General features: G+C 48.0%; 22 protein-coding genes. 15 read left to right on the forward strand and 7 right to left on the reverse strand.

Going from position 1 to position 21979, the window contains the following annotated elements; translation table 11 throughout:
* Positions 1-140 precede the first annotated feature (140 nt).
* The 3 genes from gadC to yghX all read left to right on the forward strand — a co-directional run bounded on the left by gadC (position 141) and on the right by yghX (position 3743).
* A complete protein-coding gene (gene gadC / locus IX31_RS18990) occupies positions 141-1661 on the forward strand; it encodes a glutamate/gamma-aminobutyrate antiporter (RefSeq protein WP_034461083.1) in 1521 nt (506 codons plus the stop codon).
* Between the two features lie 162 nt (positions 1662-1823).
* A complete protein-coding gene (locus IX31_RS18995) occupies positions 1824-2711 on the forward strand; it encodes a DMT family transporter (RefSeq protein WP_051880769.1) in 888 nt (295 codons plus the stop codon).
* 144 nt (positions 2712-2855) lie between these two features.
* On the forward strand, positions 2856-3743 hold the full coding sequence (gene yghX / locus IX31_RS19000; RefSeq protein WP_034461356.1) for a YghX family hydrolase: 888 nt from the start codon (positions 2856-2858) through the stop codon (positions 3741-3743).
* On the opposite strand, the gene IX31_RS19005 is transcribed toward yghX, so the two are convergent.
* From IX31_RS19005 to IX31_RS19020, 4 genes are all read right to left on the reverse strand, one after another.
* A complete protein-coding gene (locus IX31_RS19005) occupies positions 3740-4705 on the reverse strand; it encodes a GGDEF domain-containing protein (protein WP_034461085.1) in 966 nt (321 codons plus the stop codon). The two genes, yghX and IX31_RS19005, sit on opposite strands and share 4 nt — an antisense overlap.
* Positions 4706-4783: 78 nt before the next feature.
* Complete coding sequence (locus IX31_RS19010) at positions 4784-5695, reverse strand: DMT family transporter (RefSeq protein ID WP_034461086.1); 912 nt, start codon at positions 5693-5695, stop codon at positions 4784-4786.
* Between the two features lie 25 nt (positions 5696-5720).
* Positions 5721-6860 carry an HlyD family secretion protein gene (locus IX31_RS19015; RefSeq protein ID WP_034461087.1) on the reverse strand — a complete coding sequence of 380 codons (1140 nt, stop codon included), beginning with the start codon at positions 6858-6860 and terminating at the stop codon, positions 5721-5723.
* A gap of 16 nt (positions 6861-6876) precedes the next feature.
* Positions 6877-7206 carry a DUF3302 domain-containing protein gene (locus IX31_RS19020; RefSeq protein WP_034461088.1) on the reverse strand — a complete coding sequence of 110 codons (330 nt, stop codon included), beginning with the start codon at positions 7204-7206 and terminating at the stop codon, positions 6877-6879.
* Positions 7207-7654: 448 nt separating this feature from the next.
* Between IX31_RS19020 and IX31_RS19025 the strand changes: the two genes are divergently transcribed.
* The gene (locus tag IX31_RS19025; RefSeq protein WP_034461090.1) at positions 7655-8284 is read left to right on the forward strand and encodes a winged helix-turn-helix transcriptional regulator; all 630 of its coding nucleotides are present in this window, start codon (positions 7655-7657) and stop codon (positions 8282-8284) included.
* Positions 8285-8462: 178 nt separating this feature from the next.
* A complete protein-coding gene (locus IX31_RS19030; RefSeq protein ID WP_034461091.1) occupies positions 8463-9005 on the forward strand; it encodes a YfaZ family outer membrane protein in 543 nt (180 codons plus the stop codon).
* A 340-nt stretch (positions 9006-9345) separates the two neighbouring features.
* Here IX31_RS19030 and IX31_RS19035 read toward each other — a convergent pair whose 3' ends face one another.
* Positions 9346-9729: a hypothetical protein gene (locus tag IX31_RS19035; protein ID WP_034461092.1), complete on the reverse strand. Its 384-nt coding sequence runs from the start codon at positions 9727-9729 to the stop codon at positions 9346-9348.
* Between the two features lie 377 nt (positions 9730-10106).
* On the opposite strand from IX31_RS19035, the gene IX31_RS19045 reads away from it, so the two are divergent.
* Positions 10107-10454 (forward strand): Spy/CpxP family protein refolding chaperone, encoded by a 348-nt coding sequence (locus IX31_RS19045; RefSeq protein ID WP_157837387.1) that lies wholly within the window; start codon positions 10107-10109, stop codon positions 10452-10454.
* Positions 10455-10556: 102 nt separating this feature from the next.
* Here IX31_RS19045 and IX31_RS19050 read toward each other — a convergent pair whose 3' ends face one another.
* A complete protein-coding gene (locus tag IX31_RS19050) occupies positions 10557-10949 on the reverse strand; it encodes a hypothetical protein (RefSeq protein ID WP_034461096.1) in 393 nt (130 codons plus the stop codon).
* A gap of 146 nt (positions 10950-11095) precedes the next feature.
* Positions 11096-11962, reverse strand: coding sequence for a glutathione-dependent disulfide-bond oxidoreductase (gene yghU / locus IX31_RS19055; RefSeq protein ID WP_034461097.1), 867 nt, complete (start codon positions 11960-11962; stop codon positions 11096-11098).
* A gap of 193 nt (positions 11963-12155) precedes the next feature.
* Here yghU and IX31_RS19060 point away from each other — a divergent pair, with 193 nt between their 5' ends.
* The 9 genes from IX31_RS19060 to IX31_RS19100 all read left to right on the forward strand — a co-directional run bounded on the left by IX31_RS19060 (position 12156) and on the right by IX31_RS19100 (position 21884).
* Positions 12156-14021: a bifunctional sugar phosphate isomerase/epimerase/4-hydroxyphenylpyruvate dioxygenase family protein gene (locus IX31_RS19060; protein ID WP_034461099.1), complete on the forward strand. Its 1866-nt coding sequence runs from the start codon at positions 12156-12158 to the stop codon at positions 14019-14021.
* 75 nt (positions 14022-14096) lie between these two features.
* The gene (locus tag IX31_RS19065) at positions 14097-15413 is read left to right on the forward strand and encodes an MFS transporter (RefSeq protein WP_034461101.1); all 1317 of its coding nucleotides are present in this window, start codon (positions 14097-14099) and stop codon (positions 15411-15413) included.
* 59 nt (positions 15414-15472) lie between these two features.
* Positions 15473-16309, forward strand: a complete 837-nt coding sequence (locus tag IX31_RS19070; protein ID WP_034461103.1) for a shikimate dehydrogenase family protein — start codon at positions 15473-15475, stop codon at positions 16307-16309.
* A 308-nt stretch (positions 16310-16617) separates the two neighbouring features.
* The gene (gene cspE, locus IX31_RS19075; protein ID WP_034461105.1) at positions 16618-16830 is read left to right on the forward strand and encodes a transcription antiterminator/RNA stability regulator CspE; all 213 of its coding nucleotides are present in this window, start codon (positions 16618-16620) and stop codon (positions 16828-16830) included.
* A 459-nt stretch (positions 16831-17289) separates the two neighbouring features.
* Positions 17290-17472 (forward strand): hypothetical protein, encoded by a 183-nt coding sequence (locus IX31_RS19080; RefSeq protein WP_034461106.1) that lies wholly within the window; start codon positions 17290-17292, stop codon positions 17470-17472.
* Positions 17469-18608 (forward strand): BamA/TamA family outer membrane protein, encoded by a 1140-nt coding sequence (locus tag IX31_RS19085; RefSeq protein ID WP_034461107.1) that lies wholly within the window; start codon positions 17469-17471, stop codon positions 18606-18608. The genes IX31_RS19080 and IX31_RS19085 overlap by 4 nt, the downstream gene beginning before the upstream one ends.
* Positions 18609-18655: 47 nt before the next feature.
* A complete protein-coding gene (locus IX31_RS19090) occupies positions 18656-19630 on the forward strand; it encodes a porin family protein (RefSeq protein WP_051880773.1) in 975 nt (324 codons plus the stop codon).
* Complete coding sequence (locus tag IX31_RS19095; RefSeq protein ID WP_034461108.1) at positions 19630-20763, forward strand: BamA/TamA family outer membrane protein; 1134 nt, start codon at positions 19630-19632, stop codon at positions 20761-20763. The genes IX31_RS19090 and IX31_RS19095 overlap by 1 nt, the downstream gene beginning before the upstream one ends.
* On the forward strand, positions 20763-21884 hold the full coding sequence (locus tag IX31_RS19100; RefSeq protein ID WP_034461109.1) for a DUF4056 domain-containing protein: 1122 nt from the start codon (positions 20763-20765) through the stop codon (positions 21882-21884). The genes IX31_RS19095 and IX31_RS19100 overlap by 1 nt, the downstream gene beginning before the upstream one ends.
* Positions 21885-21979: the final 95 nt, after the last annotated feature.

Below are 21979 nucleotides of genomic sequence, written 5' to 3' on the forward strand. Positions count from 1 at the left end.
ATAGCGCCATCCACCATTCCCCCAGTATTGTCGGGTGACTCTTCGCTTAGCCAACCTACAAAATAAGCTTTGTCATCAGTCTCTTTTTATCTATTAACCAAAACATCCGCAGGCATTTGCTTGCGGATGCGGAGAGACTTATGTCCACCACAACGACAAATGCCCCCGCAAGGTCGCTGACTTTGCTTGGCTTTTTCGCGATTACTGCCTCAATGGTGATGGCGGTTTATGAATATCCAACGTTTGCTACCTCAGGTTTTAGCCTGGTTTTCTTCCTGCTGATGGGCGGGGTTTTCTGGTTTATTCCCGTTGGTTTGTGTGCCGCTGAAATGGCGACCGTAGAAGGCTGGGAAGAGGGCGGTTTATTTGCCTGGGTTTCCAATACGCTTGGTGAGCGCTGGGGATTTGCGGCGATTTCCTTTAGCTATTTGCAAATCGCCATCGGTTTTATTCCGATGCTCTATTTTGTGCTCGGCGCGCTCTCATACATCCTCAACTGGCCTGCGCTAAATACCGATCCGCTGGTGAAAACCGTCGCAGCCCTGATTATTTTATGGGGCCTGGCTCTTACACAATTTAAAGGCACACGCTACACGGCGCGTATTGCTAAAGCGGGGTTCTTCTTCGGGATTTTATTCCCTGCAATCGTGTTGGTGGGGCTGGCTGTAGCCTGGTTGTATAACGGCCAACCGCTGGCGATTGAAATGTCGGCCACGACTTTCTTCCCTGATTTTTCACAAATTGGCACATTAGTGGTGTTTGTGGCGTTCGTGCTCAGTTACATGGGCGTTGAAGCCTCCGCGACTCACGTCAATGAAATGACCAACCCGGCGCGTGATTACCCACTGGCGATGATTCTGCTGGTGATTGCCGCCATTGTACTTAGCTCGATTGGTGGTCTGTCGGTTGCGGCGGTTATTCCGCATGATGAAATCAACCTTTCTGCCGGTGTGATGCAGGCATTTAGTACGTTGATTGGTTATTACGGCCCAGGTTTTGAGTGGGCGGTGCGAGTTATAGCGGCATTGCTGATGTTGGGTGTGTTAGCAGAAATTGCTTCGTGGATTGTCGGCCCTTCTCGCGGCATGTTAGTGACAGCGCGACAAGGTCTGCTGCCTGCGCGTTTTGCCAAAGTGAATAAAAACGGCGTACCTGTAGCACTGGTGATCTCTCAGTTGATCATCACTTCCATTGCGCTGATTGTCCTGACCAATACTGGCGGCGGTAGCAATATGTCATTCCTCGTGGCTCTGTCACTCACCGTAGTTATCTATCTGTGCAGTTATTTGATGTTGTTCCTGGGATATATCCAACTGGTGCGTAAACAGCGTGATAGAAAACGTGCCTTCCAGGTTCCGGGTGGGAAACCGGTGAAACTGGCTATCGCCTGTTCCGGGTTGGTGGTGTCAGTGCTGGCGTTTATTGTGTCATTTATTCCGCCAAGTTCCCTACCCGGTGCCCACGCACATGATGTGTATGGTGGTTTGCTGATTGTCTGCTTTGTACTGGTGTTTATTCTGCCGTTCAACGTCTATCTGTTCCGCGATAAAACGATTAAAAGTCAGGCTCCGGATCTGGTTCATGTGAAAGTCGACAATGCGCCAGAAGGGCACTTTGCCGTGCATCCGAAAGCGCGTCCTTCGCATCTTCCTAAACCTTAAATTAAACGTCGTGCCATCCACCCCGCAAAGTGTGGATGGCGCTATCGCTATTTTTCTTTATTGAAGGATAATGGTCGATTCTGAAACGACAGTTTAATTTTTGTTAAGGGAAGAGGCGTGAGCAATAACGTTTCACGGTTTACTAATAAGAAAATCGCATGGATGGGGGCCGCTTTTTGTTGCCTGTTATGGGGTAGTGCTTACCCGGCAATTAAAAACGGCTATGAAATATTTCAGATAGCGACGGATGACCTGCCTGGCAAAATTGTCTTTGCCGGATACCGCTTTGTGATTGCTGGTTTGTTGTTGCTGGCATTTGCGTTTTTACAGGGTAAGCCGATTGCGCGTTTGTCGCGCCAGCAGTATTCCCAACTGGCGGTATTAGGCGTCACGCAAACCGCGATTCAATACATCTTCTTTTATATAGGCCTCGCCTATACCACCGGTGTGAAAGGTTCAATTATGAATGCCACCGGTACTTTCTTTAGCGTGTTACTGGCGCATTTTATCTACCAAAACGACAAGCTCAGCATTAACAAAGTCGTGGGTTGCGTGCTCGGTTTTGCCGGTGTGATGGTGGTGAACTTCAACAGCCAGTTGATGGACTTTAGCTTCAGCCTGATGGGCGACGGTTTCGTGGTGCTGGCGGCGTTTATTCTTTCTGCCGCGTCGTTGTACGGTAAGCGTATTTCGCAAACCATGGATGCGACAATTATGACTGGCTGGCAACTGGCTATTGGTGGCCTTGTGCTAACGGCTGGTGGCTATGCCTGCGGCGGTACGCTTGCGTTTCATGGGTGGGAGTCGGTGGCCATTCTGGGTTATCTGGCGCTGTTATCATCCGTGGCATTTGCACTGTGGAGCCTGCTGCTCAAACACAACCGTGTGGGCATGATTGCGCCATTTAACTTCCTGATCCCGGTATCAGGTGCGGTATTGTCGGCTATCTTCCTGCAAGAGAGCATTCTTGAGTGGCGCTATGCACTGGCGTTAGTGCTGGTGTGCTTCGGCATCTGGCGCGTGAACGTGGTTAAATCGCGATTAAATTAGACCAGGCAAAATCAGTAAATACAGGCCATTATTTATGGGGCGTTGGTGGATGACGCTTCGCTTATTCAACCTACAACGGCTCGCGTAGGTCGGATAAGCGAAGCGTCATCCGACATCAAACTGACCAATATGACGGGCCTGCAAATGACACGACTTACCGCAAAAGATTTCCCTCCTGAATTACTCGAATACTTCGATTTTTATGTACACGGCAAAATCAGCAAACGTGAGTTTCTCGATATCGCGGGGAAATTTGTTGTGGGTGGCCTTTCGGCGGTGGCACTTGGTACATTGCTGACGCCAAATTATGCCTTCGCGACGCAAGTTGAGTTCACCGATCCGGATATTGTCGCTGAATACATTGAGTACCCAAGTCCACAAGGGCATGGGCAGGTGAGAGGCTACATGGTGCGCCCGGCAAAAGCCGTGGGAAAAGTACCGGGGGTGGTCGTGGTGCATGAAAACCGTGGGCTTAATCCCTACATTGAAGATGTGGCACGCCGTGTCGCGAAAGCGGGTTTTATTGCATTAGCCCCTGATGGATTAAGCTCGGTTGGTGGCTACCCAGGCAATGACGAAAAAGGCCGCGAGCTACAATCCCAGGTTGATCCGACCAAACTGATGAATGATTTCTTTGCCGCGATTGAGTTTTTGATGCATCACGATGCAGTGACAGGAAAAGTCGGTATCACCGGTTTTTGTTACGGCGGAGGCGTCGCCAATGCCGCAGCGGTCGCTTACTCGGAATTAGCTGCCGCCGTACCGTTCTATGGTCGCCAGCCAAAAACTGAAGATGTACCGCGTATCAAAGCACCTTTATTACTGCATTATGGTGAGCTCGACTCGCGAATCAATGAGGGATGGCCCGCGTATGAAGCGGCTCTGAAAGCGAATAATAAAGTCTATGAAGGCTACATCTATCCAGGTGTGAACCACGGCTTCCACAACGATTCGACTCCACGTTACGACAAGGCCGCGGCAGAGCTTGCATGGACGAGAACCATTGAGTGGTTCCGCAAATACCTGGTTTAAGACTGAATAATAATCCTGGCGCCTAACGCGATGCCATTTTTGCCGGTGCGTTTAATCAAGTACATCGACTCATCGGCACGAATCAGCGCGTTATTAAAAGTGTCATCCGCCCAGGATTCATTCACCCCAATAGATGCACCTACTTTGGCGGAACCGTTATCTAATTCGAACGGGGTGATGGCTGCATCCAGACAGCATCTGGCGATGTGGTTTATCTCAGGATGTTCCAGCGACCAGGGCAATAACAGAATAAATTCATCTCCCCCAATGCGGCCAATGGTGACCTCTGGCGGGCAGGATTCGTGCAGGCGTTGACTGAGTTGCAACAGTACTTCATCACCGCTGCGATGGCCCAGCGTATCGTTAACGTTTTTGAAGTCATCGAGATCGATAAAGGCTATCGAAAGTGGGCCCAGCTTTTTTAACAGCTCGAATTGCGACTGTAGGGCGTGGCGGTTGGCAAGGCCTGTGAGGGGGTCGTGATTGGCAAGTTTTGCCAACTGCTGCTCGTACTGCTTTTCTTTGGTCATATCAATGTGGGTGCCGGTAACTTTCAGCGGTTTCCCGTCATCGCTCCATTCGGTCACACGGCCCCGGTCGAGCACCCAGGTGATGGTGCCATTTTTCGCCTGCATTCGATGCAGTGCTTCATAAAATGGGGCTTTACCTTCAAGGTGGTTATAAAACGCGGAGAGCACCATCTCTTTATCATCAGGATGCAGGTGCTCACGCCACACATCAAAATGAGCGCTAAGTTCTTTGGGCTGAAAGCCCAGCATGGAACCCCAGCGACGGTTGAAAATAACCAATTTGCCGCTTGGCACATCGAGTTGCCATAAACATAAGCCTGTCCCGTCCAGTGCTGCACTGAGCTTATTGCGAGAGTCGTGTGCAATTCTTTTGAGTCGGGCATTGTGTTTTTTGAGGTTCTGAATCTGCTGCCTGAGTATCTCTTCTGACATTGACCACAATTATGAGCAAATAATATCCATTCTTAACAGCTATTAATTACTTGTAAATATGGCGATGAAAAAATCGTGCTAATTCCACAGACGTTTTGGTGTTGTGGCCATTTTTTCTCTCTCTACAGGAATGACGGATAGCAACACGCCGCATAACATTCCCGCGAGCAGAATCCACGATGTATGAGAAAACACGCTGCCCATCACTACACATTCCAGGATCACCGCGATAACGGGAAAACAGATAAATACCAAAGAGGTATTAAAAGTCGAAATGCGTTTTTGCAGCGAGAAATAACACAAGATGCCGAATACGCTAGCCACGACGCCCAGGTAAATAATCGAAGAAAAAGACAACCAGGTGATGTTTTCAATTTCCGGCTTTTCCACTACTGCGCCAGTTAATGTGAGTAGTAAGCCCGCAGCCAGGCAAGGCAGGGCGTTAAACGTGAAAAGCGAAACCTGGCAACTGCGCTTTTTGCATTGCACATACATAAAAGCATGCATGGCGACGGCAGCCACGACAGCAAAAGCGCCTTTCCAGTTATTACTCAGGCTGTTTCTGGACTCTTCCTGCAAGAGACAAAACAGGGACAGCATTGCCAGCATTGCCCCCATGAGCTGCAACAGGCTGGTGGGGGCATTGAGTACCACAATAGAAATCAGAAGCACGGCGACGGGCATTCCAGCGAAGATTATCGCGGCCGTGCTGGCATTAACGTACTGCTCACCGTAAATCACCAGCGTAAAGGGCAGGCAGAAACAAAACAGGAACACGCAGAACTGGAAAAAACGGTGCCCAGGAGGAAATAACAGTGATGAGCGCGTAACGTATAATAGCCATAGCAAAAGAGGTGCTGCACTTAAGAAGCGCAGCCCGGTGGCAAATATTGGTGGCATGCTGACCAACGCAAATTTCATCGCAAGCCAGGTTGTTCCCCAGGTCAGAATAACGATGGCGAAAAGAATAAACATTTTTGTTTTCTGCATGGGCGGCTCCCTTTTTCACCTTAAATTAATGATCAATATAGAGATAGTGCATCCAGCTGGTCATGCGCAGCAGGATTTTGCGAATAATGGAAACGTGCTCGAAATAACCGGAATAGACGGCGACCTGGCCCATGGTTCCTGCGGGTAATCTTTCCACGTCTGCAACGTTATTCAGTTCAATTTCGGCATAGATTCCGTCGAGTTTTGGGTCAAGGCTCAAGCCCTGCAAATGGCCTTGGGCCTGATAGCTGCTGTTAGCAATCGCAGGGAGGATCTGCTTCACTTTTCCTTTCACCACGCTGCCAGGAAGACCGTTAAACACCACTTCGGCCTGGTCTCCAGCGGTTAAACGCAGCGCGGAGTTTTGGCGGAATACGGCATAAACACTGGTTTTTTGATCCGGAACGAACACCATCACCGGGCGCAGCGGCAACGGGCGCACGAACATACCGGGTTTCAGGAAGAGCTGTGTCGCGTAGCCATCGCTGGGTGCGCGAACCACGGTTTTTGCAAGGAAGTATTCTGCTTCTTTGAGGTTTGCTTTCAGCCGGTAAACTGTGGCGTTCTCACCGTTTATCATGGCATCAAGCTGTGCCGCTGTTTGATCTCTCTTTGATAGGGAAGAGCGCCACTGTGCTTGTGCGGCCAGATATGTCTGCTGTGCGCGAACCACTTCTTGATCGGTAAACGGGCTTTTCAGTTTGTCCCGGCTGCCGTTGCGGTAGCGGTCGGCATCTTTTAAGGCTAAATCGCGCTCTGCTTTTGCCTGCGCGATATCGGCGTTTTCGGAAGCAAGGCGTGCTTTGAGCATTTCTACATTTTGCTGAGCGCTTTCTATCTCACCTTTTATTGATTCGACTTTGGCTTCATAGGCAGTTGGGTCAACCCGAAACAGGAAATCCCCTTTTTTAAGCTTTTTATTGGCATTCGGGGTAACTTCTACCACGACGCCCTGGATTTCAGGGATGATGGGTAACGTAACGGTAACCATCTGGGCTCGTTCGGTATAGGGATGGTTATAATTCATTAATAATAACAACGAGCCAATAAGAATAATGCCACCCAACACAGCGGTAGGCACACTCCATTTATTTAACGGAATTTTGAAGAATTTAAATATACCAAAGCAAATTGCGGTATATGTAAGAATAAGTAATAAATCCACAATGAATCCTGCTCAATTATTCAGTTACTGATGACTTGCTTTGGTTTTTCTCATTCTGGGATTCCAGCCGGAGTAACCTTTCACGTAACATTTCTATTTCATTATTTTTGACGGCAAATCCCCAGCCTCTGTCTTCACGATATAACATCGCCCAGATCCACAGGAATGGCCATAAAACATGCAAAGTAAAGAGACTTACCCATCCAGCTGCATGAATAGCATCCTGATGGGGATGGTTACGATGTACTGCTATTTCATAGGGGATATCGTGTACAACAATAACGCCATAAAAGAGCGTCAATGCCACGAAAATAAGTGCGCCTAAGGCAAAGTAATCGAGAAACATAGATGGGTTCCCCCCGTGATGAAATGTCCGGAGACACTAAAGATAAGGCGTGTATCGCTCCACTTTTATTTTGTTTAAAAATAAACCGGGGGTAAATATTCAATTGCACAAAGTAGATAATAGTGTGCAAGAGGAAAACTGAAAAATTACAATTCTTTGCATCCTGGAAATAGTTGTAAGAATGTTGCTGAATATTGTTTTAGTTTTAATAAACACAGTTGTATCTATAAGCCAAACACAGCAATGTACTGCACCCAGCGAGATCTTTGGCGCGGTATACCTATCATATTTCAAGTTGCAGGGGTGTTGGCTGCACTCGCAAACCCCAGTCACTTACTCAAGTAAGCCCCTGGGAATTAGCTCAATTGCCGCCTGGCCGCAACACGAATTATTTTGGGTATATACTTCAAGGAACCTGTGCATACCGTGAGTAATTTCAGGAAAAATAATGACTATCTCTCCTCCAACCCGCCCGGAATCCGCTATCCAGCGTCTGATTGCCGTCCTCGAACCCCACGGAACACCGATGGAGGTGATCCCCCGTAAACGAATAAATTGGGAATATAAAGAGATTCCGCAATTTTATGTCTTCAAACAGGGTGAGATTTCTGTCTTACGAGCGACTGACGGTTTGGTTATCGCCACCGTTTCTGGACAGAATCTGTTTGGTATTGCAGAAAGTATCCAGCCATTGCGTAGCCATATTTTGCGTGTAGAAACTGAATGTACCATGCTGCGCCTTGATGCAAGCCTTGCTCATGAAATAATTACTCAGGAAGGGATGTGGAAGGATGTTTCGGTGATACTCTCCTATTACACCAGCCATCTTTTCTATCGTGATTCTTTAGTGGTGCAGCAACGCACCTATTCCATCATTCGTGGACATCTTATTGAGATGAGTCGCCTACCCGAAGATTCACGATTAAGAACATCTGTTCTTGATTACATTCAGGAAAGGACTCATTTATCGCGCAGCAGTATTTTGAATGTGATGTTTGCACTAAAAAATGGTGGGTACATCGACATTAAGCGAGGCGGATATTTACTGGAAGTCATCAACTTGCCGGAGAAATTCTGAGGCAAGTTAACATTCTGACTATTAATGAAAAGCATTGGCGAAATGATTTTCGCCCAATATTCTTTAATTTAAAATTAAACAAAAATCAAATTCCCTCATCCAGGGAGTCTGAATACCATCCATCCCTGAAATATCAAAACCATAGAGTTATCTCTCTGCAGTGATTTCAAGGATTATGATGAAAAAGACTCTTATTGCATTAATCGTTTTTAACACCTTTGCAGTAACCAATGCCAATGCGGTGGCATTTCACGGTGAGGCTGGTGCCGATTGGACTAATCTTGGGATGAGTTTTGGTGCAAACGAGCCGGGTTTTACCTTTAATGGTAACTGGGCGCACAGCGATAATGATGGTGATATTGCCAGCCTGGGAATGGGCTGGAATATACCACTTGGCTCAGTTTTGGTGACATTGGGCGGGAAAACACTCTACCTCAATCCGAGTGATGGTGATGAAGGTTATGCCGTAGCCGTTGGCGGTGGTGCGCAACTTCCACTAGGTGATCATTTTAGTCTGTTTGGTGACGCCTATTATTCGCCTGATTCGCTCTCCAGTGGGGTTGAGCAGTATGGGGAAGCTAATGCAGGCATTCGCTGGAAAGTTAACCCAACTCTGTCAGTTGAAGGTGGGTATCGCTATGTAGGTATGCAGGGGAAAGATGGTCATAGCGATAATACCTTAGCCGATGGGGGCTATGCCGCGGTTAATTTCAACTTCTGATCAATTTATTTTTATATGCGAAGACAATTGCCCAATAACAAAGCGCGCATTAAAATTATTTTGTTGATGCATCAAGTCTCATTGATATTATCAATCCCGAGTGATTAGATTTTTTTTAATGTTGTTTGCGCGCTTTATTGCGCCAATACAATGTGCCCGCCTGTCCGGCGGGTATTTTTTTATCCATGCGGCAACATTTATTTTTAAATGAAAAGATAATTGAGCGCTGAAGGAAACGGTTCTATTCTGTTGTTAGCCAATAAGGAAGTAGGCTATGTAAGTCATAATCAAATAGTCAGTGCTCGGCAGCCACACTATGGCAACATAGTGTGGCTTTTTATTAGGTTTTGTATGGGGAATTAATGTTGCGAGCCGCAGTAAAATAACAGTAAAACAAAGCAATATCGATAATGATGTTACTTACTGAGAGATAAATTCCAGAAAGTAATAATATTACCTTGTGTGCGGTGAAGTAAATAACCATAAGCACTGCACCAATCTTGCTCTTGATAAAGATAAGATAGGTGAGTAGTGCAATAACTAAAAATTCAACAGGGGTTTGTAGGTATTTCAATTCAATATAATTACTGTATTCATTAAATATCACCGTAAATATTGTGTACAGTAATGAAAACAACCCTGCCAGCCAACCTTGACGGTTCTGTTTTTCTTTGCGGTGTAGTTTTTCACTTGATTCAATCTGGACATTTTGGTTTTTTTTCATTAGGCCAGCGTGCAGTTGCGATATAAAAGTATACGAATAAATTGATTAGCGGAAGCAGTAATAAAAGTGAAACCCAGGGTTTAAGACCAGTACGCTTGACAATAATCCATTGCAAAAATACGAATAAGAACAAGGTTAAAACTTGTGTGATGAGCATTGGGGACTCCAGGCGATATATACCCTTTATTATAATAATAAACTTTTAAAGACAATTAATTGGTTTGTTTAAAAATAAATAATTAATGATTTCTAATGACGTTGTTACTGCGTTAATAATGTGGGTGTTCAGATGCTATTAATACACACTATGTTTAAGGGTATAGAATGAAAAAGTATTTAAAATTGCCACGTTGATGACGGTGCTGGCATTTTCAGGAATGGCTGTTGCATCTTCTGCTACAGAAACACTGCCGCAGGATTCGTTGGCGAAGCAATTAAATTTCTCACCTGAGCAAACGCAGAAGGTAAAAGCACTACGTGAAGATGCGCAAAAAGAGATCGGAAAAATTAATACCGATGCTTTAACACAAGATGCGATTGTTGATATGTTCCATTCTGGCGTCTGGGATGATAGCGCAGCGAAGAAACAACTTAATGCCATCGGTGATATTCAGAGTAAGGTGCGCTACCAGCGAGCAAAATACCTGTTTAATGTCAGCCAGGTGTTAACCATGGAACAAAAAAAGCAGTTACAGCAAATGCTAATTGAAAAGCAACTTTACTGATTATTGAGTCAACGAGAGTCGGATGGCGCATCGCTTATCCGAACTACGGTAAGTCGTTGGCAGGTGGACTAGCGTAAGCGACATCCACTGATTTTAGTTCGCTCAGGATGTTTTCTCTTTTATTGGTTTTAATGCTTTCCCAATCTGCACTAACCCATCTTTGTTTTGATCTTTTAGATAAGTGTTGTTCAGCTCATTAAATTCTTCGAGGCGAGTCAGTGCCTGGAAAACATCATCAATACCATAGCGATTATCAAAAACATCTACACTTCTGAGGTTATCGACCCGTGCTGCTTTTATTTCTACAGTGAGGCGGGTAATCACTTCTTTATTCGAAGAGTGCAAAGTTTGTAATTCTTCCGGGGTGCTATTAAGTGCTTGGGACATTGTGTCGGGATGGAATTCGAGAGTATTTAGGGCTTCGACCGTCTCATCGCCTGGATTAGCACAGCCGGCAATAACGAAAGTGAATATAAATACGAATTTTTTTAACACGGTATTTCCTTGCAGTTTGCTTACTGAATAATTCAGACGGCAACTTACCTGCAACGGTTAGGCTTAAACCACCCATAGTTTGTTTAATTTTAAATTTTTACGCCCTGCATAGTGCAACTTGCAGGGCGTAGTCGAGTACAACGTATTTATTTCGCCAGCTTATCTTCGGTACGCAACTCAAAGTCTGATGCATCGTGGCGTTCGTGCAACTGCTCAGACGGCTCACCGAAGGTGCGGTTTACAATGCGCCCACGTTTAACCGCCGGGCGGCTTGCCACTTCATCGGCCCAGCGCACGAAGTTTTTGTACGAAGCGAGGTCGAGGAATTCAGCCGCATTATATAGCCCACCTTTTGCCAGACTGCCGTACCACGGCCAAATGGCGATATCTGCAATCGTATATTCATCACCTGAAATAAAACGATGTGTCGCCAGCTGCCTGTCGAGCACGTCTAACTGGCGCTTGGTTTCCATCGCAAAGCGGTTAATTGCGTACTCAATTTTCATTGGTGCGTAATTATAGAAATGACCGAAGCCACCGCCGAGATATGGCGCTGAGCCTTGTAACCAGAACAGCCAGTTCAAGGTTTCAGTGCGCGCGGCGAGATCTTTTGGCAGGAAATGACCGAATTTCTCCGCCAGATACAGCAAGATGGCGCCGGATTCAAATACGCGAATCGGTGGTGTCACCGAATGGTCCATGAGCGCCGGGATTTTTGAATTCGGGTTCACGTCCACAAAGCCGCTTGAGAACTGATCTCCTTCACCGATACGAATCAAATGCGCATCGTATTCGGCTTCGCTTACGCCCAGTGCCAGCAACTCCTCAAGCAGAATCGTCACCTTCTGCCCGTTCGGTGTGCCAAGTGAATAAAGCTGTAATGGATGTTTGCCAATTGGCAGCGTGCGTTCGTGAGTCGGGCCTGCAATCGGGCGATTGATATTAGCAAAGGTGCTGCCGTCGCCTTTTTGCCATGTCCAAACTTTTGGGGGCTGATAGTTATTATCTGACATGTTGTGTCGCCTTTTAATTGCCAGTAGAGAGATTGAAAAGTGTAACTCCACTTTGTTTTGTTCGGTAATCGCCCGCTATTTTTTTTAACTTGCTGAGGTGTGATCTGTGGTAACAATAAATTAACTATAAATTTGCAATATGAACCAAATGATACAACATTAACCGACTTATCCCGACAGACCAGGAGCCATCATGCTGCGTTCAATTGCAACCGTATCTATCTCTGGCACGTTGCCTGAAAAACTGGCCGCAATTTCGGCTGCTGGTTTTGACGGTGTAGAAATCTTTGAAAATGATCTTCTTTATTACCCCGGTACGCCTGCGGATGTGCGGAAAATGGCGGCGGATCTCGGGCTCACTATTACACTGTTTCAGCCTTTCCGCGATTTCGAAGGTGCGTCTCGCCCGCAGTTTGCCAGTAATCTGGAACGCGCGCGGCGCAAATTCGCACTGATGCACGAACTGGGGTGCAACACCATGTTGCTTTGTAGCAACGTGGCACCCGATTGCTCGCCGAATCTTGATTTGCAGGTCAGCGACCTGGCGCATCTGGCTGAGTTAGCACAACGTAATGAAATAACCGTTGGCTATGAGGCGCTGGCATGGGGCACCCATGTGAACCGTTATCGCCAGGCGTGGGAGCGCGTAAAGCAGGTAAATAGCCCGGCGCTGGGATTGGTTCTCGACAGCTTCCATGTGCTTTCGCTGGGCGATCAACTGATTAATCTCGATGACATTCCGGTCGATAAAATTACCTTCCTGCAACTGGCCGATGCACCGTTGATGAAAATGGATGTGCTTGAGTGGAGTCGCCATTTCCGTTGCTTCCCAGGCCAGGGCGAATTGCCGGTGGTGGAATTTACCCGTTTGTTGACGGAAAAAGGCTACCGCGGCCCATGGTCGCTGGAGATTTTCAACGACAGTTTCCGTGCTACACCGAACGCACCAACTGCCAAAGATGGTTATCGCTCGCTGCTTTGGCTGGAAGAGCAAACCTGGAATGGTAATCCGCAAATTGATGCGCAGCTGTTCCATAGCGCGCCACAAGCCAGTTATCAGGGTATCGAGTTTTTAGAATTTGCCACCGATGCAAAAGACGCACAGGCATTGGGTGAAGCACTGCAACCACTGGGTTTTGCACAAGCGGGTGACCACCGTTCCAAGGATGTTTCACTGTGGCGCAACGGCGGGGTGAATGTCATTCTCAACCATCAGTCGCACAGTTGGGCCGATGAGTTTCACCGTCGCCACGGTGTTTCGCTGTGCGCAATGGCGTGGCGTGTTAAAGGGGCGGCAAACGTACTGCAACGGGCGCAGGATTACGGTTACCCGATCTGGCATGAAAAGCATGGGCCAGATGAGCGTGCGCTGGCGGCAGTGTGCGCGCCTGACGGTAGCCTGATTTATCTGATAGAAGCACCAGAGCAGGGTGAAAGTGATATTTATCAGACCGATTTTAACCTTTCGGAAACAGCCAACCAGGGCACCTTAAATGGGATTGATCATCTGGCGTTAGGGCTGGTAGAAGGTAGCCGTGACAACTGGATTATGTTTTTCCGCGCGGTGTTCGGCTTTGAACTGGATAATGAACTGAGCGTGCCGGACCCGTACGGCCTGGTCAGAAGCCAGGTGATGCATAGCCCTTGTCACTCGATCCGCTTGCCGCTGAATATGTCGCACAGCCTTGATACGCAAATTGCCCGTTCGGTAGCAAGCTATCAGGGAACGGGCCTGCAACACGCGGCGTTTGCCTGTGATGATTTACTCGCGACGGTCGAGGGTCTGCAATCACAAGGGCTAAAATTACTGCCGATTCCGGCAAACTATTATGACGATTTGCTGGCGCGCTACGGGGCAAATAATCCATTGCTACAAGGGCTTGAACGCCTGGATATTCTTTATGAACGAGATGCACGTCAGCATGAGTTTTTGCATGCCTATACACCTCCTTTCCGCCCGGACCGTTTCTTCTTTGAACTAGTTGAACGGCGAGGTGATTATCAACAATACGGTGCAACCAACGCCGCTGTGCGGCTGGCTGCAATGCAAATGCGTTAATACGATTTACAACAATAAATGAACCTTAAGGTTCAATAAGACACCTGTAACCTACAAATAACCGAGGTATAAACCATGGCGAGTTATGGCCAGGGCGACATCGCTGCCCAGAAAACTGGTGTTGTAAAAAGAACCCGTACCCGAATGGTTATCCTGACCCTTCTGGCTATCGGAACCATGATTAACTATCTCGACCGCACAGTGCTTGGTATTGCGGCGCCGCAACTGAGTGCCGATCTTGGTATTGGCGCGGCAACAATGGGGATTGTGTTCTCGGCGTTTGCCTGGACTTATGCGGCAATGCAAATCCCCGGCGGTATCTTCCTTGATCGCTTCGGCAATAAAGTTACCTATGCGCTGGCACTTTTTTTCTGGTCGGCATTTACCCTGTTCCACGGTTTAACCGTCGGCCTGAAAACGCTGCTGCTATGCCGCTTAGGTTTAGGGATCAGTGAGGCGCCATGCTTCCCGGTAAATAGCCGGGTGGTTGGCAAATGGTTTCCGCAGCATGAGCGTGCGCGCGCGACGGCTGTGTATACCGTCGGGGAATACGTTGGGCTTGCTGCGTTTGCTCCGTTGCTGTTCTTTATTATGGAAACCTTCGGCTGGCGTGCGTTGTTTATCACAGTCGGTGTCGTGGGCATTTTGTTTGTGTTGGTGTGGTGGCGCTTTTATCACGAACCACACGAGTCCAAAACGGCTAACAGGCTTGAGCTTGAGTACATCGGCCACGATCTAAAAGAGGCTGAGCCTGAACCTAAGATGAACTTTAGCTGGGCGAACGTCGCAAGGCTTGTTAAATGCCGCCAAATCCTTGGTGCGGGCATTGGCCAGTTTGCCGGGAATACGACGCTGGTGTTCTTCCTGACCTGGTTCCCAACTTATCTCGCCACCGAACGCCATATGCCATGGCTCAAAGTGGGCTTCTTCGCTATTTTGCCGTTCCTTGCCGCCGCTGTGGGCGTGATGTTTGGTGGTTGGGTGTCTGACCAAATTCTCAAACGCACCGGCTCGGTAAACATTGCCCGTAAATTGCCAATCATTTCTGGGCTGTTGATGGCAAGCCTTATCATTACGGCTAACTGGATGCCAACCGATGCGCTGGTGATTACGGTGATGTCGGTAGCGTTCTTCGGGCAAGGCATGGTGGGGCTCGGCTGGACGCTGATTTCCGATATGGCACCGAAAAATTTAGCGGGTCTGACAGGAGGGTTATTTAACTTCTGCTCAAACCTGGCCTCCATCATTACGCCATTGATTGTCGGTTTTATCGTTGCGGCGACCGGCAACTTCTTCTACGCGCTGGTGTATATCGGCGGTGCTGCACTGTTGGGTGTGTTCGCGTATGTCTTCATTCTTGGCGATATCAAACGTATTGAACTGGCTGATTAATTAATGATGCATCACAGCGACATCGGGTAGTTGAAGTCGCTGTGATAGAGGTAGATGCAATGGATATGAGTGGCAATACCCGTTTAATCGCCCACCTGGGCTACCCGACAAACACTTTCAAAGCACCGATGATTTACAACCCCTGGTTTGAAGAGCAAGGCATCGATATCAAAGTGGTGCCGATGGGGGTGAAAGCAGAAGATTATGCGCAACTGATTCCTTCGCTATTCCGCATGACCAATATTATTGGTGCGTTGGTGACGATGCCGCATAAAGTTTCGACTTGTGAGTTAGTTCACACTATTAGCCCAACGGCGCAAATTGCCGGGGCGTGTAATGCAATTCGCCTTGAGCCGGACGGCTCGTTGCGTGGCGATATGTTTGATGGCGACGGTTTTGTCCGTGGGGTGTTGCGCAAAGGTATTCAGGTGGAGGGATCTCGTGCATTAGTCATTGGCAGCGGTGGTGTGGGTTCGGCTATTGCTGCGTCTCTGGCGGCCGCAGGCGTTGATACGCTGGCGCTGTTTGATAGCCGCGTGGAAAGCTGTGAAGGGCTGGCAAAACGTCTACGTAGCCACTATCCGTCTCTTAAGGTGCTTACCGGTTTGCGCAACCCGAAAGGGTTTTCCATTGTCGTTAACGCAACGCCGCTGGGTATGAATGCCGGTGACGAATTACCGGTGGATGTTAGCGCCATAACGCCCGGAACCTTCGTGGGAGAGGTGGTAATGAAGAGCGAAATCACGCCATTTTTGCAAGCTGCAATGAAAAGAGACTGCCAGATACAACCTGGAACAGATATGTTGTTTGAGATGATTCCTGCTTATATGGAGTTTTTTGGCCTGCCAGAAGTGACGCCAGAAGCACTGCGTCGCGTGGCTAAAATTGATTACTAACAAATAGTTAATGTGGTAGTGGGTGGGGGTACAAGAGTGCCATTTGCACCCCCAAAACGAAGCGGTAAATGAGACGTAATTTAACTACAGAGCTGTGGACGGCTAAAATAATCCTTGTCATTCATCGCCTAAGCATGAGTTAATACGCCCCATCGGTTTGACGTACAGACCTTTAAAGCAACTTAGTAAAGCAGTCCTTCAAGAGTCATCCCTGGATACCCTTTGTCGTGTGCTCCTCTACCGCTTCATAAAATCTGTAAAGCATACCAAATCGCCGTAAGGCACACTCAATTCAAAAGGTAATACACATGTCTAACAAAATGACTGGTCTGGTAAAATGGTTCAACGCTGATAAAGGTTTCGGCTTCATCACTCCAGACGACGGTTCTAAAGACCTGTTCGTTCACTTCTCTGCAATCCAGAACGACGGTTACAAATCTCTTGATGAAGGCCAGAAAGTTTCCTTCACCATCGAGAACGGCGCTAAAGGCCCAGCAGCTGGTAACGTAACTAGCCTGTAAGGTTAGCGTTAACTAAGCTCAGAAATTTAAAAACCCGCTCCGGCGGGTTTTTTCGTTTTTATGGTTTTGATGTTTCCTGAATACATAATTTTGGGTCAACGATAGTTCCCCGCTCCTGCTTCATATCTACTCCCGTCCAACCTTTTAATATCACTCCTGTTATCTTGAATATGCTTAATGCTGGTCTATGCTCAAATCAGATATGACTCGGCAGAACATTGCTCGTGTCGTTGAAAAATAAAACAAAATCATTCCTTTTTGGGTGAAACATATGACCAGGGCGCTGCTATTTCTCTTGGCATGGGTACCTTTGATAACCACAGGTATGCGGCATGCAGTTGAACCCAGGCAATTGCCCTCCAGACAAAATCAATCACACACGATCCCATTCTTTCATCACCCGATTATTACGTTGCAGGCAAAGTTTGGCCTGACCCCGCCTGAAGGTGGCTCAATTTGATGGCCTGGTACATCGCGTACGAGTTAAAGCTCAAATTACGCGTGGGCGAATCGTTGGCGAGGATGAAGAGCGAATTGCATCGTTATATTCATGCTGTGTTTAACGAATCCAACGTGCAGGTTATGGCGCCGCGTGATAACTGGTTTGCCGCTCAGGCCATACAACCTGAGAAATCCTCATGATGAAGGCCAGCTACCCGTTGGTACTTTTGTGGCTGATACAGCCACTGGTTGCATATGCCAGCGGGCTGATTGACGAGACGGATGGCATGCTGGATATGAGCGAAAATCTGAGCAACAGCTACGGTTTTTTACCCGTTCCAGTGGTTATCACCGAACCGGCAATAGGCTACGGCGGTGGGTTGTTTGGCCTTTTTTTGCATGATACCGCCGATAGTGAATCGGCAAAAAATCGTAAGGGTGGGAAATCTATTCCCCCCGCAGTCACGGCGTTTGGTGGGGGAGCCACGCAAAATGGCACCTGGTTTGTCGGAGGAGGGCACCGCCATACCTGGAACAACGACAGCATCCGTTATTTGGCTGCTGTCGGATATGCCGATGTAAATATTGATATTTATTCTGGTGATATTGCTGCGTTTGAACACGGAAAGGGCATTAGTACCCAAACAAAAGGGTACGGAGGTATGCAAAAATTACTTTTTCGCGTAGCGGATACACCCTTTTTCGTCGGTGGTTCCCAGTTCTACGCCAATATGGAAGTCTCTGCCGAAAACGCGATTGTTAATCGAGTATTCAAACAATTTCTTGGTGATAAAAGTGCGACCTCTGGTGTTGGGTTGCTGATGGAATATGACACCACAGATAACTTCTTCTATCCGCACAATGGGTTGTCAGCCACGGCGGAATACCAGTTTTATAGCAGCTTCCTCGGGGGTGATTATCGCTACGACATGTTGACGCTCGACGGTAAATATTTCCAACCGCTCGGCACCGAATTCACGCTGGTGCTGGCTGGGAATTATCAGTCACTTTCAAACCATGAGCGGCATTTGCTACCGATGGCACGCCCCTATATCAAATTGCGAGGCATCTCGCAGTATCGCTATCAGGGAGATTATGTCAGCACTGTGCAAACTCAGTTGGAGTGGCAAATGACGCCGCGCTGGGTGTTACAGGGTTTTGTAGGGGCAGGAAGCGCCAGCAAAGAAGCCGACGATCTCTTTACTCAAACCGAAGTGGCGTATGGCGGCGGATTTCGCTACCTGATTGCGCGCAAGTTTGGGTTGCATACCGGGATTGATGTGGCCTTTAGCGACAGCGAACAAGCCGTTTATTTCAATGTGGGGGCGGGGCTATAGAGGGAATTTGCCGCCTGACTGACAATGCAAATATTAAAGAGAACGCCATGAATAAAATCGAAAGGGGTGTGCAACAGTGCCGGGTTATTACGTTGCCGCTACTGTTTTTATCTAGTGCGGCGTTTGGTGCAGCGACTGACACTGCGACAGATAGCAGCACATTTCCCATCTGGGGAGATGAAGCTCGTGCGCGCGGATATTCTATTCCGCTGCCGTTTGGTGTGAATCTCAGCTATATGAATATTCGCCAGAATGTTGATGTTGATAGCATTACCTTCTCCGGATTGAAACTTGGCGCGCATCCGATTCCCAGCGATATGTTTGCCATTGATGTGGGCCATACGCGCGAGCGCAGTAAGACTGAAAACCTGCGTCTCGATATGTGGGTGTTCCCGTTTTTAAATATTTATGGGCTGATGGGTTACACCAAAGGCTCGTCAATTTCGAACGTATCGGTGGATGCCGACCCGTCGCGTTATACCGGCATTGATAGGATTATTGCCTCCTCGGTGCACAGGCTGAACCAGAGCGGTGATTTACAGAACATCGATTTCACACTCGATTTTGAAGGTGTCACTTATGGCACCGGCATTACGCTTGCGGGTGGGTATAAAAACTGGTTTACGCTGGTGGATACCAACTACACGCGTACTAATTTCGATATTCTGGACGGCAAAATCTCAGCCTTGACTGTGTCGCCACGCGTGGGTTATCGCTTTGATATGCCACAAATTTCCGGCCCATCCCATTTAAGCGTGTGGATAGGGGCGATGTATCAGGACGTCCAGCAGGAGTTCAAAGGCAATCTGTCTGACTTGCATATGCCCGCCGAACTTCAGCCGCTTATCAATTCGGTGAATAAGGATGACGATGGGCGCTTTGACGTTAAACAGCATCTCACTTCGCCATGGAACACCTTGATTGGCGCGCAATATGAACTTACTCAAAACTTTAACCTGCTGACGGAAATTGGTTTTAACGAACGTAATAGCTTCTTTATCGCAGGCGAATATCGATTCTAATGAATAAACGTGGCGCGCTGTTTTTGGGCTTATTAAGCCTGATAAATACACCGACTGAGGCGGTTGCGATGACGCGCGAGGAGATTGACGGTTTCCTGGGAAAGTTAGGGGCTGATAATGACTATGATCCAGGTAAAGGCATTGACTGGAGCGTGTTGCCCGGGCCGTTTTATACCCCGGAATTGAAACTTGGCCTGGGAACTGCCATTGCGGGAGTGTACCGCGTTGATCCCAACGATCATGTCACGCAAAACTCGTCAGTGTCGTTTACCGGTTTTGTTAGTACTAGCGGCGCGTTAGGGCTTGGCATGAAGAATTACACCTTCTTTACGGGCGATGAATGGCGGCTGTTTATTGATGGATCGCTTGCGAAGATCCCCACTGGTTTTTGGGGAATCGGCTATAGCGCGGCGCAAGGTAACGAGCAAAAATATACTCAGCAGTCGTTTAGTCTTCATCCACAGATCATGCGCCAGGTCGTTGGTAGTTTGTATGCAGGTCTTGGATGGGATCTTTCCACCTTTGACGCCAAAAGCATCGAAGATCCTCACCTGGGCGATAACTTTTCGCATTATGACGCGGGTGGCAACACGCTGAGTTCTGGGGTCACGGTAAATATCAACTTTGACTCGCGGGATGTCATTACGCGCCCACGACACGGGCAATTTTTCAGTGCCGAGTACAGCCTTTTTGATCCTGCTATTGGTTCGGATAGCCACTTCACCGCTTTGCAACTGCAATATAATTACTACTTCCCTCTCAACGATCAGGATGTTCTGGCGTTTGATCTTTGGGGGCGGTTTGCACGTGGCGATGTACCATGGGATCGCTTATCCGAGGCGGGAGATGACAACCGTATGCGCGGCTATTACCAGGGGCGCTATCGCGATAATGACGTTGTCAGTACTCAACTGGAATACCGTAAAAAACTCAACTGGCGGCACGGCTATGTTTTATGGGTTGGTGCCGGGGCGTTGGGAGACACGCCGAAAAATCTTTCCGACCATCCGCTATTGCCAACTATAGGTGCGGGCTACCGTTTCGAGGTTAAGCCTGACATGAATATTCGCCTCGATCTGGGGTTTGGCAAAGAGAGTGCCGGGTTTTACTTTCAAGTTGCGGAGGCATTTTAATGCAGCGCTGGATCCTTTCTCTGCTGCTTGGTGTGGCATCCCTGAGTTTTGGCGCGCCACCAAAATCGGCAGATATCTTGCCCATTGAGAAGGCGAGACGAGTGTGGCCGATAACACAAGAGCTCACTGCTCCTGAGTCGTTACGGCCTTGCTGTGCCTTTGGATATGACCTGCAAGTACGAGCCATCGGTGTACCCATTCCGGTCTACCAAATTGGTAATATTCTGACACTGACCACCCTGGGGCATCATCGTTACAACGATAGCGCGCTGGGCGCTGTCAAAAATATTGTTGGTTTGAGTGAGGAGAAAAGTGGCCTCATTTACACTCGCCGTGGAGGTTTTATTGATATCGCCCATGTGCGTGATACTGCTGATAATACCTTCTACCTTTTCACACAGATCTACTCACGGCTTGGCCAGGACTGGCGGCTGTTCTATAGCGAAGAATTGGGTGTCCGACGCATTCAGCTTCATGCGTTTAATCCACCTGCGTCCATGGTTGAACGTTATACGATTGCCGCCTGGCTTGCGGGGCATCTCGCTTTTCAATTAGCGCAATGGCATGAGATTGCTCAGTGGTATGGATTTCAGTCGGTTCCAGGATTTTCTGAGGAGATATCTGCTTTTTCACCCGAAGATCTCTATTCCAATTTATTGGGCGCACGGCTTGCGATAAACGTGATTTTGCACGGACACGCCAGGTCAATTGAGTCTTACGATCATGCGATAGATAAGGCGTTACACAAGGCGTTGGTGCAACTTGGCGCGGTCAGCAAAGCAGAATCAGAAAGGAAATTCCGCGAAGTGGACGGTGACTGGTGGAACAGCAAGCGGCGGGTGCCGGATAAATTTTTGGTGCTCAACCGTAACTATGATCTCAGCGAGAACCGTTACCCGACTCCTGTTCCATTTGAAAAGGCAAAGCCCTACCGCTTAGTGATGCCTGCTGCCGTTGCAGGGGTGACGATAAGCCAGCTGGGAGAATTGCAAATCCACACCGGCAGCGATATGCGTGGGCTTAAAGTACCGGAGAGTTTTTATCTTCCGGCACAGTTTTCAGCGCTGGCAGAGCAAGCCAAATACGCCGATCAGATTCAGCTCCAGCAACTGAAGAAGTGAGAGCTATAAGTAATCGTTATTGGACGAACAGGTGATTGTTCGTTTTGATGTTGCAAAGATGTTACTTGCTCTCTACCCAACATTTGGAAATCTCG

The organism is Buttiauxella noackiae (assembly GCF_000737905.1).
Taxonomy (GTDB): domain Bacteria; phylum Pseudomonadota; class Gammaproteobacteria; order Enterobacterales; family Enterobacteriaceae; genus Buttiauxella; species Buttiauxella noackiae.

Excerpts from the sequence above, each read along its gene's own strand:
- IX31_RS19020 (WP_034461088.1), bottom strand. The coding sequence starts at position 7,206 with ATGTTTCTCGATTACTTTGCCTTAGGCGCACTTATTTTCGTGGCATTG.
- IX31_RS19035 (WP_034461092.1), bottom strand. The coding sequence starts at position 9,729 with ATGAAAAAAAACCAAAATGTCCAGATTGAATCAAGTGAAAAACTACAC.
- gadC (WP_034461083.1), top strand. The coding sequence starts at position 141 with ATGTCCACCACAACGACAAATGCCCCCGCAAGGTCGCTGACTTTGCTT.
- IX31_RS19090 (WP_051880773.1), top strand. The coding sequence starts at position 18,656 with ATGAATAAAATCGAAAGGGGTGTGCAACAGTGCCGGGTTATTACGTTG.
- IX31_RS19070 (WP_034461103.1), top strand. The coding sequence starts at position 15,473 with ATGGATATGAGTGGCAATACCCGTTTAATCGCCCACCTGGGCTACCCG.
- yghX (WP_034461356.1), top strand. The coding sequence starts at position 2,856 with ATGACACGACTTACCGCAAAAGATTTCCCTCCTGAATTACTCGAATAC.
- IX31_RS19025 (WP_034461090.1), top strand. The coding sequence starts at position 7,655 with ATGACTATCTCTCCTCCAACCCGCCCGGAATCCGCTATCCAGCGTCTG.
- IX31_RS18995 (WP_051880769.1), top strand. The coding sequence starts at position 1,824 with ATGGGGGCCGCTTTTTGTTGCCTGTTATGGGGTAGTGCTTACCCGGCA.
- IX31_RS19060 (WP_034461099.1), top strand. The coding sequence starts at position 12,156 with ATGCTGCGTTCAATTGCAACCGTATCTATCTCTGGCACGTTGCCTGAA.
- IX31_RS19065 (WP_034461101.1), top strand. The coding sequence starts at position 14,097 with ATGGCGAGTTATGGCCAGGGCGACATCGCTGCCCAGAAAACTGGTGTT.
- IX31_RS19045 (WP_157837387.1), top strand. The coding sequence starts at position 10,107 with ATGGCTGTTGCATCTTCTGCTACAGAAACACTGCCGCAGGATTCGTTG.
- IX31_RS19005 (WP_034461085.1), bottom strand. The coding sequence starts at position 4,705 with ATGTCAGAAGAGATACTCAGGCAGCAGATTCAGAACCTCAAAAAACAC.
- IX31_RS19095 (WP_034461108.1), top strand. The coding sequence starts at position 19,630 with ATGAATAAACGTGGCGCGCTGTTTTTGGGCTTATTAAGCCTGATAAAT.
- IX31_RS19100 (WP_034461109.1), top strand. The coding sequence starts at position 20,763 with ATGCAGCGCTGGATCCTTTCTCTGCTGCTTGGTGTGGCATCCCTGAGT.
- yghU (WP_034461097.1), bottom strand. The coding sequence starts at position 11,962 with ATGTCAGATAATAACTATCAGCCCCCAAAAGTTTGGACATGGCAAAAA.
- IX31_RS19085 (WP_034461107.1), top strand. The coding sequence starts at position 17,469 with ATGATGAAGGCCAGCTACCCGTTGGTACTTTTGTGGCTGATACAGCCA.
- cspE (WP_034461105.1), top strand. The coding sequence starts at position 16,618 with ATGTCTAACAAAATGACTGGTCTGGTAAAATGGTTCAACGCTGATAAA.
- IX31_RS19030 (WP_034461091.1), top strand. The coding sequence starts at position 8,463 with ATGAAAAAGACTCTTATTGCATTAATCGTTTTTAACACCTTTGCAGTA.
- IX31_RS19080 (WP_034461106.1), top strand. The coding sequence starts at position 17,290 with ATGGCCTGGTACATCGCGTACGAGTTAAAGCTCAAATTACGCGTGGGC.
- IX31_RS19010 (WP_034461086.1), bottom strand. The coding sequence starts at position 5,695 with ATGCAGAAAACAAAAATGTTTATTCTTTTCGCCATCGTTATTCTGACC.